Annotated in this window: 10 protein-coding genes; 5 read left to right on the top strand and 5 right to left on the bottom strand. The window is 53.8% G+C overall.

From position 1 onward, the window contains the following. Both ttdB and ttdA read right to left on the bottom strand, forming a co-directional pair. Nucleotides 1-584 (bottom strand): L(+)-tartrate dehydratase subunit beta (gene ttdB, locus FDW87_RS07630; protein WP_137379617.1); only part of this gene is annotated, 584 nt, incomplete at its 3' end. Beyond that, nucleotides 581-1,489: a L(+)-tartrate dehydratase subunit alpha gene (ttdA, locus tag FDW87_RS07635; RefSeq protein ID WP_137379603.1), complete on the bottom strand. Its 909-nt coding sequence runs from the start codon at nt 1,487-1,489 to the stop codon at nt 581-583. The genes ttdB and ttdA, both read right to left, overlap by 4 nt. Before the next feature lie 212 nt (nt 1,490-1,701). On the opposite strand from ttdA, the gene FDW87_RS07640 reads away from it, so the two are divergent. Then, entirely contained in the window at nt 1,702-2,643 is a 942-nt protein-coding gene (locus FDW87_RS07640; RefSeq protein ID WP_137379604.1) for a LysR family transcriptional regulator, read from the top strand. A gap of 31 nt (nt 2,644-2,674) precedes the next feature. Here FDW87_RS07640 and plsY read toward each other — a convergent pair whose 3' ends face one another. After that, the gene (plsY, locus tag FDW87_RS07645) at nt 2,675-3,292 is read right to left on the bottom strand and encodes a glycerol-3-phosphate 1-O-acyltransferase PlsY (protein ID WP_016154536.1); all 618 of its coding nucleotides are present in this window, start codon (nt 3,290-3,292) and stop codon (nt 2,675-2,677) included. Nucleotides 3,293-3,398: 106 nt separating this feature from the next. On the opposite strand from plsY, the gene folB reads away from it, so the two are divergent. Both folB and bacA read left to right on the top strand, forming a co-directional pair. Then, nucleotides 3,399-3,767, top strand: a complete 369-nt coding sequence (folB, locus tag FDW87_RS07650) for a bifunctional dihydroneopterin aldolase/7,8-dihydroneopterin epimerase (RefSeq protein WP_003828442.1) — start codon at nt 3,399-3,401, stop codon at nt 3,765-3,767. An 86-nt stretch (nt 3,768-3,853) separates the two neighbouring features. Then, nucleotides 3,854-4,672 (top strand): undecaprenyl-diphosphate phosphatase, encoded by an 819-nt coding sequence (bacA, locus tag FDW87_RS07655; RefSeq protein ID WP_016154535.1) that lies wholly within the window; start codon nt 3,854-3,856, stop codon nt 4,670-4,672. 52 nt (nt 4,673-4,724) lie between these two features. Here bacA and FDW87_RS07660 read toward each other — a convergent pair whose 3' ends face one another. Both FDW87_RS07660 and FDW87_RS07665 read right to left on the bottom strand, forming a co-directional pair. After that, nucleotides 4,725-5,960, bottom strand: a complete 1,236-nt coding sequence (locus FDW87_RS07660) for a multifunctional CCA addition/repair protein (RefSeq protein ID WP_137379605.1) — start codon at nt 5,958-5,960, stop codon at nt 4,725-4,727. A 61-nt stretch (nt 5,961-6,021) separates the two neighbouring features. After that, the gene (locus FDW87_RS07665; RefSeq protein WP_016154533.1) at nt 6,022-6,642 is read right to left on the bottom strand and encodes a TIGR04211 family SH3 domain-containing protein; all 621 of its coding nucleotides are present in this window, start codon (nt 6,640-6,642) and stop codon (nt 6,022-6,024) included. Nucleotides 6,643-6,883: 241 nt separating this feature from the next. Here FDW87_RS07665 and FDW87_RS07670 point away from each other — a divergent pair, with 241 nt between their 5' ends. Both FDW87_RS07670 and glnE read left to right on the top strand, forming a co-directional pair. Continuing rightward, a complete protein-coding gene (locus FDW87_RS07670; protein WP_137379606.1) occupies nt 6,884-8,185 on the top strand; it encodes an inorganic triphosphatase in 1,302 nt (433 codons plus the stop codon). 125 nt (nt 8,186-8,310) lie between these two features. Next, the coding region (glnE, locus tag FDW87_RS22065; protein WP_252363068.1) for a bifunctional [glutamate--ammonia ligase]-adenylyl-L-tyrosine phosphorylase/[glutamate--ammonia-ligase] adenylyltransferase at nt 8,311-9,563 on the top strand (1,253 nt) is incomplete at its 3' end.

Here is a 9,563-nt window from a genome sequence, read left to right on the forward strand (position 1 = left end):
TCGCAGATTTCATCGACGATAGGATCGCGACGTTCAGCGAACAGCTTTTTGTTTTCGGCGATCAGGTTATTGCCGTGGGTATCGATGGAAACGATCAGCGGGCCGAACTCTTTAACCCGACATACCCACAGGGATTCCGGCATGCCAAGTTCGGTCCAGTGTACCTCTTCGATCTCTTCAACCTGGGTTGCCGCCACGACCGCACAGCCTGCCGGGAAGATTACGTGCAGCGCTTTAAACTGCTTGCAGCCTGCTTCCGTTAGCGGTCCCATGCCGCCCTTGCCGACCACCAGTTTGACGCCCGTCTGCTCGATAAAGTCTTTCTCAAACGCTTCCATACGCATGCTGGTGGTTGGGCCAACGGAGACCATCTCCCATTTTTCACCGTTCTTACGTACGATGGGCCCCGCGTGGAAAATGGCTTTGCCGTTCAGGTCATAAGGAATCGGGCGCTTCAGTTCGATCAGGCGGCGGTGACACACGTCACGACAGGTCACCAGCGTACCGGTCAGGTAGATGACATCGCCAACGCGAATGTCGGCCAGATCTTCGGCTTTGATCGGGGTTGTGAGGATCTTTTTCATAACGCGCTCCGGGTGTGAGACAGGTTTTCGAAGGAGAGGTCAGCATGAACTAACAGTGTGCCGCGACGGTGTGCCCAGCAGCCGGTAGAAACGGCAACGCCGATAGTCGACGGATGGCGTGCGGCGGATTCGATATGCACGCCCATCACCGAGCTATTCCCGGTCAACCCTTGCGGGCCAATGCCCATACGGTTCAGCCCTTCTTCAAGACGCAGTTCCAGTTCGGCCGCTTTTGGATTCGGATGACGTGATCCGATAGGACGTAGCACCGCTTTACGAGAAAGGACGGCGGCGGTTTCCACAGAGGTGGCAATACCTACGCCCACCAGCACCGGCGGACAAGCGTTGACTGCCAACGTGGAGATATTTTCGAAGACAAATTTCACCACGCCCTCGTAGCCTTCAGAAGGCATTAACACTTTTGAACGTCCCGGCAGCGTACAACCGCCGCCTGCCATGTAGACTTCGATTTCCGCGTCGTCGTTATCAGGGATGATGTCCCAGGTGACCCACGGCACACCGGTACCGGTATTTTTGCCGGTATTCACTTCGTCAAAAATCTCGACCGCGTTATGGCGCAGCGGCGCTTTTACCGTGGCGTCTTCAACGGCCTGTTTCAGGATGCTTTGCAGTTCGCCCAGCAGCGGAAAACGGGAGCCGACCTTCACAAAGAACATAATCTCGCCGGTGTCCTGACAGGCCGGACGGTTCAGGTCGATAGCTTTCTGCATGTTGTCAAACATGGTGTGGTAGATGATTTTACCCATCGGTGAAGTTTCGCCTTCACGCAGCTGTTTTAATTTATCTACGACGTCGTCAGGCATGCGGGTAGAAATCATGGCGGTAAAATCGGCGACAATGTTTGTCAGCGTAGTTATCGCATTTTGGTTATTTTGATTGCTCATCTTGTTAACTCCAGTTCTTTTATTTGTCTGGAAATAAATTCTCCGCCACAAACTACCACTAAAAATGTGGGTTTATATTATTTGCCACTGTGAATATCCAATTAACAGATCGTGAATGATGTTCAGATAAGCAATAAAAATTGCGCAAAGGCAGGGTTTAATACGCATGAGGGAATTACACTGCGGTTAACAACTTTACGGATATACCTATCATGCTGAACACGTATCCCCTCGCGAAAGACCTGCAGGTCCTGGTTGAAATTGTTCATAGCGGCAGCTTCAGTGCCGCCGCCGCGGCGCTGGGCCAAACGCCCGCGTTTGTGACGAAACGCATTCAGATCCTTGAGTCCACGCTGGGGACGACGCTGCTAAGCCGCTCCGCGCGCGGCGTGACACTCACGGAGAGTGGTCAACGTTGTTATGAACATGCGCAGGCTATTCTTGCGGGCTATCAGCATCTGGTCGATGACGTCACGCAACTCAAAACACGCCCGGCAGGGATGATTCGTATCGGCTGTAGCTTTGGCTTTGGGCGCAGTTATATTGCACCGGCTATTACCGAACTGATGCATAGCTACCCTGAATTACAGGTGCATTTTGAACTTTATGATCGGCAAATTGATTTGGCGCAGGATAATATCGATTTGGATATTCGTATTAATGACGAGATTCCGGATTATTATATTGCGCATTTGTTAACGAAAAATAGAAGAATATTATGTGCAGCGCCGACGTATTTACAAAAATACGGTGAGCCGACAATGCTGCAGGAATTAAGTCGTCATGATTGCCTGGTCACTAAAGAACGCGATATGACGCACGGGGTGTGGGAGCTGGATAACGGCCAGGAGAAAAAGTCGATCAAGGTGGCGGGACATCTTTCCTCTAACAGCGGCGAGATTGTGTTGCAGTGGGCGCTACAGGGAAAAGGGATTATGCTGCGTTCCGAATGGGACCTGCAGCCGTTTCTGGCAAGCGGTGAACTGGTGCGCGTGCTGCCGGACTATGCGCAAAGCGCCAATATCTGGGCGGTTTATCAGGAGCCGCTGTATCGCAGCGTGAAGCTTCGGGTGTGCGTGGAGTTTCTGGCGACGTGGTGCCAGCACCGATTAGGCAAACCGGTAGAGGGGTATCACATTCCCCACGCCGGATAAGACGCTGTTGCGTCGCTATCCGACATTAAAATCACTCTGGGTCTCTTTCGCGTTTTTTCTTCAGCTTGGTCCAGATCTTTGGCTCCTGACGACGCCACAGACGCTGAATGTTGTCATGGTGGCGTAACAGAATTAAGCACGACAGCATGGACACCGGGAAAGTGAACTGGGGATTGAACCACCAGACGTAAAAGGGGGCGATCAGCGCGCTGACGATAGCGCCTAGTGATGAATAGCCGCTTAATAAGACGGTCAGCAGCCAGGTTCCGGCCATCACGCCGGTTAAATCCCAACCAATCGGCGCAATTGCGCCAAAGGCGGTGGCAACGCCTTTCCCACCTTTAAAGCCGAAGAAGACCGGCCAAATGTGACCCAGACAGGCGGCGATCGCGATCAATCCCAGCCAGAAGGGGCTAATGCCTAGCGCATAGGCACCCCAGACGGGTAACATACCTTTCAGGACGTCGAAAATCAGCACCGCGACGGCGGCTCCTTTGCCACCGATGCGCAATACGTTTGTCGCGCCCGGATTCCCAGATCCGCTGTCACGCGGGTCCGGTAATCCAGCAAGGCGGCATACCAGAATAGCACTGGAAATTGAGCCACAGAGGTACGCGAAGATAATCATTCCAGGCGCGATTGCACTCATAAGCTGTTCCGTTTTGAAAATGTCGTGTAAAACGCTACTTCTGTGGATAATACGCATATTTCGCCGGAAGTGGTATCCGGGTTAGCCAAAAAGCAGGCAGGTCGTGATGGATATTGTATTTATAGAGCAACTTTCTGTAATCACCACTATTGGTGTTTACGACTGGGAACAAACGATCGAACAACAGTTGGTGTTCGATATCGAAATGGCGTGGGACAACCGTAAATCGGCTAAAAGCGATGATGTGGCTGATTGCCTGAGCTATGCTGATATTGCTCAAACGGTTGTTAATCATGTGGAAGGCGGGCGCTTTGCGCTGGTCGAACGCGTGGCGGAAGAGGTGGCGGATCTGCTGCTGAGCCGTTTTAATTCTCCATGGGTGCGGATCAAACTCAGTAAACCTGGCGCGGTAGCCCGTGCGGCGAACGTCGGGGTTATCATTGAGCGTGGCAATAATCTGAAAGAAAATAATTAAAATAATAATATCTAAACCAAACGGGTATAAAAGGGTCTTTATGTCGGCTCGTTTTCGCCGTGGTTTATCTATCTAGAGGTTCATTAATGAGTGATATGCACTCGCTGCTGGTGGCGGCAATTTTGGGTGTGGTCGAAGGATTGACGGAGTTTTTACCCGTTTCCAGTACCGGCCATATGATTATTGTTGGCCACTTGCTGGGTTTTGAGGGTGATACCGCAAAAACATTTGAGGTGGTTATCCAGTTGGGCTCTATCCTGGCGGTCGTGGTGATGTTCTGGCGACGCCTGTTTGGCCTGATTGGCATTCACTTCGGTAAGGTCCCACATGAAGGCACTGGCAAAGGTCGGCTGACGCTGGGCCATATCCTGTTGGGGATGGTTCCTGCCGTCGTACTGGGACTGATTTTCCACGACATCATCAAATCGCTGTTTAACCCGATCAACGTGATGTATGCGCTGGTGGTAGGGGGCGTGCTGCTGATTGCCGCAGAATGCCTGAAGCCGAAAGAGCCGCGTGCGCCGGGTCTGGATGATATGACCTATCGCCAGGCGTTTATGATTGGCTGTTTCCAGTGTCTGGCGCTGTGGCCGGGTTTTTCTCGCTCCGGGGCGACGATTTCTGGCGGTATGCTGATGGGAGTAAGCCGTTACGCGGCCTCCGAATTCTCCTTCCTGCTGGCCGTGCCGATGATGATGGGCGCAACGGCGCTGGATCTCTACAAAAGCTGGACGTTCCTCAGCGCATCAGATATTCCGATGTTTGCAGTTGGTTTCGTGACGGCGTTTATCGTGGCGTTGGTGGCGATCAAAACCTTCCTGCAGCTGATTAAGCGCATCTCGTTTATTCCGTTTGCGATTTACCGCTTTATTGTGGCGGCTGCCGTTTACGTCGTGTTCTTCTGATTTTACTAGCTTGCCGGATAGCGGCGTTAACGCTTATCCGGCAATGCACTGTCTATGCTTTTGGGCAACGTTGTTCTTTCCAGGCGGCCACCGCCGCGATCCGACGCCGGGTCAGTTCCTCGCGAATAGCCTGACCTTTGAATCCCGCCTCAACGACGTCTTTCGTTGGTACCGCCTGCGCAACCTGCCAGGCTTCACGCAACAGCCTGCCTTGCGGATAATCCGCCGCTTCAAAACCGGTTCGCCCACGCACGTCGGCCTCGCTGGTCAGGGCGATTTGCTCCACGCGCTGCGGTTTGCGCCAGGCATCGATGGAATCAAACAGCTTAACGATGGTTTTCGGCTGCAGGATCGGGAAGGTATGAATGAGGTCGTGGAACTCGGCTACCAGTTTGGCTAAATCACGGATGTCATTCGGCACGCGCAGGCGTTGGCACAGTTGCTCGACCAGCTTCACGCCAGCCGGACCGTGACCGTGGTGGCGTGGCCACAGCGCTTTTGGCGTCAATGCCTTGCCAAGATCGTGGCACAGCGTGGCGAAACGCACGTCGACCTCCGGACTTAACATGGCCGCCATCGACAGCGTCATCAGCGTGTGAATACCTGTATCAATTTCCGGATGCCATTGCGCGGGCGCGGGAACGCCAAACAGGGCATCTACTTCCGGAAACAGGACATGCAGTGCGCCGCAGTCGCGCAGGACCTGAAAAAATACCTGTGGGTTACGGGTGGTTAAAGCACCTTCTGTTTCTTTCCACACCCGCTCTGGCGTCAGGTGTTCCAGTTCCCCTGCGGAGTTCATATCGCGCATCAGCGTCATGGTTTCTTCAGCGATACGAAAACCGAGGTGCGCATAGCGGGCAGCAAAGCGCGCCACGCGCAGCACGCGCAATGGATCTTCGCTAAAGGCGGGGGACACATGGCGTAGCAGACGGTTTTCCAGATCGTCGCGTCCGTTATACGGATCGATAATCTCGCCGTCGTCATCGCGGGCCATTGCGTTGATGGTCAGATCGCGACGCTGAAGATCGGCCTCCAGCGTCACATCCGGCGCGGCGTAACAGGTGAATCCGGTATACCCCGAGCCTGATTTGCGTTCGGTACGCGCCAGCGCATACTCTTCCCGGGTTTGCGGATGCAGAAACACGGGAAAATCGCGGCCTACCTGCTGGTAGCCCGCGTCGAGCATCTCTTGCGGCGTGGCCCCGACAACAACCCAATCTTTATCTTTAATCGGTAGCCCTAATAACGCATCCCGAACAGCACCACCGACCAGATAAATCTTCACGCCACTTTCCTTTTGAAATTATGATCCCTTAATCATATGTCAGTGTGGCGGAGAAGGCGATTCAGTTCATCCAGCGATCTTTGCGTTTACGGCTGGGGATCATGTGTGGCAGAACCAGGCCGAGCAACAAACCAAGACCCAGCACGCCGCCGCCGTACATAAACCACTGCATGATGATGGTGCGCTGTTTGTCATCAAGCTGAAGGTTGGCTGCGCTGACCTTCTTTTGCGCCACGATAAGCTCGTTCCTCAGCTTCTGGTTTTCTTGTTTCAGCCCGTCGATTACGCTGTCGCTTTGCGACACTTTTTGCTGCATATCGGCGGTGCGCTGATTCCACGTGGTGTCGATATTATTGAGCTTATCGGTCAAGGTCTTAACCTGGTTTTCCAGATCGGGAACGCGGGTACGCAGGCTCGGCGTACTGTTCAGCTCTTTCAGTGGGATCCAGGCGGTACGTCCGGTGCTGTCTTTCACCTGGGCGTAGTTAGTGTTGGCATCGGTCTGTAATAGCGTGACTTCCTCGCCGGCGTTAACCGTACCCACGAGGCGATAATTATCTCCCGGACCGCTGCGGACCCAGGTGTTCAGTTCGTCAGAAACATAGCGCTTTTCTTCGGCATGAGAGACTGCAGTGGCGCTAAGTGCGAGTAAAGTTAATCCAATCAGGCGTAATTTTGGCATCAGGCTGTCGTTATTGTCATAGAAAGTGGAACGATAGTAGTGGCATCAGTGTCTCTACGCAAAGCATTCGACATCAATCGGAATCATCTGTGTCCTTTTTGCCACCACTCGAAACTTTTACGCCCGTCAAATTGCTCGTTGCATGGCAATTTGGCGCAAAATACTATCTACTGACCATAAAGAACGAGCTTAGTTCGCAGTCAGTTTTCTCAACTGTGACATAACCCATAAGTACAAGACCATGGCCCAGGAAATCGAATTAAAATTTATCGTCAATAGTGACGCTGTAGATGCGCTACGTGAACGTCTGAATACGCTGGGGGGAGAGCATCATGCGCCCAGCCAGTTGCTGAATATCTACTACGAAACGCCCGATGCGTGGCTGCGTGGTCACGATATGGGGCTGCGTATTCGCGGTGAGAACGGTCATTACGAAATGACCATGAAAATTGCCGGACGAGTGACGGTTGGCCTGCATCAGCGGCCGGAGTTTAACGTTGCGCTGAACGCGCCAGAGTTGGATCTCTCCCTGTTTCCAACGGAAGTCTGGCCTGATGGCGAACTGCCCGCTGAACTTGCCTCTCAGGTACAGCCGCTCTTCAGCACCGATTTTTACCGTGAGAAATGGCACCTTGATATCGACGGTAGCCGCATTGAAATGGCCCTCGATCTCGGGGAAGTGAAAGCGGGCGAGTTGGCTGAACCTATCTGTGAGCTTGAACTGGAGCTGTTAAGCGGCGATACCCGAGCAGTATTGAAGCTGGCAAACCAGCTGGTATCGCAAACCGGTTTACGCCAGGGCAGCCTGAGTAAAGCGGCGCGCGGCTATCATCTGGCTCAGGGGAATGCACCGCGTGAACTCAAACCGACGCGCATTTTGAAGGTTCCGGCAAAAGCGAGTATTGAGCAAGGGCTGGAAGCGGCGCTGGAGCTGGCATTATCACAGTGGCAGTACCATGAAGAGCTGTGGGTGCGCGGCGTCAAAGGGGCGAAAGCCGAGGTGCTGGCTGCGATGGGCCTGGTGCGTCACATTCTGATGCTGTTTGGCGGTAATGTGCCGCGAAAAGCGAGTGCTCACTTACGTGATTTGCTGACCCAGTCGGAAGCGATCATTGCGTCTGACGTTTCTGCCGTTTCCGCGGTTTACAGCACGCAAACGGCGATGGCCAAGCTGGCGCTGACCGAATGGCTGGTGACCAAAGGGTGGCAGCCGTTCCTTGATGCGAAGGCGCAGGGTAAAATAGCCGACTCCTTTAAGCGTTTCTCAGATACCCATCTCTCGCGCCATGCCGCTGAACTGAAAACAGCTTTTGCTCAGCCGCTGGGCGATCAGTACGCCGATCAACTTCCGCGCCTGACGCGCAATATTGATAGCATGCTGATGCTGGCGGGATACTACGACGAAAATGTCGCATCGGAATGGATCGCCACCTGGCAGGGTTTACGTCACGCCATTGCGGCTAACCAATACATTGAAATTGAACACTTCCGCAACGAGGCGATTGCTTTGGAACCGTTCTGGCTGCACAGCGGAAAACGATAATCAGGGTGAGGCCGGGATGCCTGATGGCGCTGCGCTTATCAGGCCTACGCGATGGGCGGAAGCGTCATGCAGGCTGGATAAGGCAACATGCCGCTGCCCGGTACTATTCAAAGGATAATCCATAAATGAAGCAGCTCTCTTCACCGTTACAGCAGTACTGGCCGACCGTTGTTGAGCGGCTGCCAGCAGCAATATCTGAGTCCTCGCTTAGTATTCAGGCGAAGTCAGTGCTTACATTCAGTGATTTTTTTCGCGACAGCATTATTGCCCATCCCGAATGGCTGGTCGAACTGGAAAGCACGCCACCCGGGGCGGATGAATGGCAACACTATGCTGATTGGTTACAGCAAGCATTGGTCGACGTTAGCGATGAAAACACGCTGATGCGTGAGCTGCGCCTGTTTCGCCGTCGCATCATGGTGCGTATCGCCTGGGCGCAGACGCTGTCGCTGGTGACGGAAGAGAGTATCTTACAGCAGCTAAGCCATTTGGCTGAAACGCTGATCGTCGCCGCGCGTGACTGGTTATACGCCGCCTGCTGTCGTGAATGGGGTACGCCCTGTAATCCACAAGGTGTTGCGCAACCGCTGCTGATTTTAGGTATGGGGAAACTGGGCGGCGGCGAACTGAATTTTTCCTCTGATATCGATCTGATTTTTGCCTGGCCGGAGCACGGTAGTACGCAGGGCGGACGTCGCGAGCTGGATAACGCCCAGTTCTTTACCCGTATGGGCCAGCGGCTCATCAAAGTGCTGGATCAGCCCACAATGGATGGATTTGTCTATCGGGTAGATATGCGTTTACGCCCGTTTGGCGACAGCGGCCCGCTGGTGCTGAGCTTCTCCGCGCTGGAGGATTATTACCAGGAACAAGGGCGCGACTGGGAACGCTATGCGATGGTCAAGGCCCGCATTATGGGCGATTGCGACGGTACCTACGTCAGTGAGCTTCGCGCTATGCTGCGGCCTTTTGTTTTCCGCCGCTATATTGATTTCAGTGTGATCCAGTCTCTGCGTAACATGAAAGGAATGATTGCCCGCGAAGTGCGCCGCCGTGGTCTGAAAGACAACATTAAGTTGGGCGCGGGCGGTATTCGTGAAATCGAATTTATCGTGCAGGTATTCCAGCTTATTCGCGGTGGGCGCGAGCCGTCATTGCAATCCCGCTCGCTGTTACCCACGCTCAGCGCCATCAATGCGTTGCACCTGCTGTCAGACACCGACGCGGAACAACTGCGCGCAGCCTATCTCTATTTACGTCGTCTGGAGAACCTGCTGCAAAGTATCAATGATGAGCAGACCCAGACGTTGCCAGGCGATGAACTGAACCGCGCGCGGCTGGCGTGGGGGATGAACGTCGATGACTGGCAGCAGCTAAC

It is taken from the genome of Citrobacter sp. wls826 (assembly GCF_005281245.1).
GTDB lineage: Bacteria > Pseudomonadota > Gammaproteobacteria > Enterobacterales > Enterobacteriaceae > Citrobacter > Citrobacter braakii.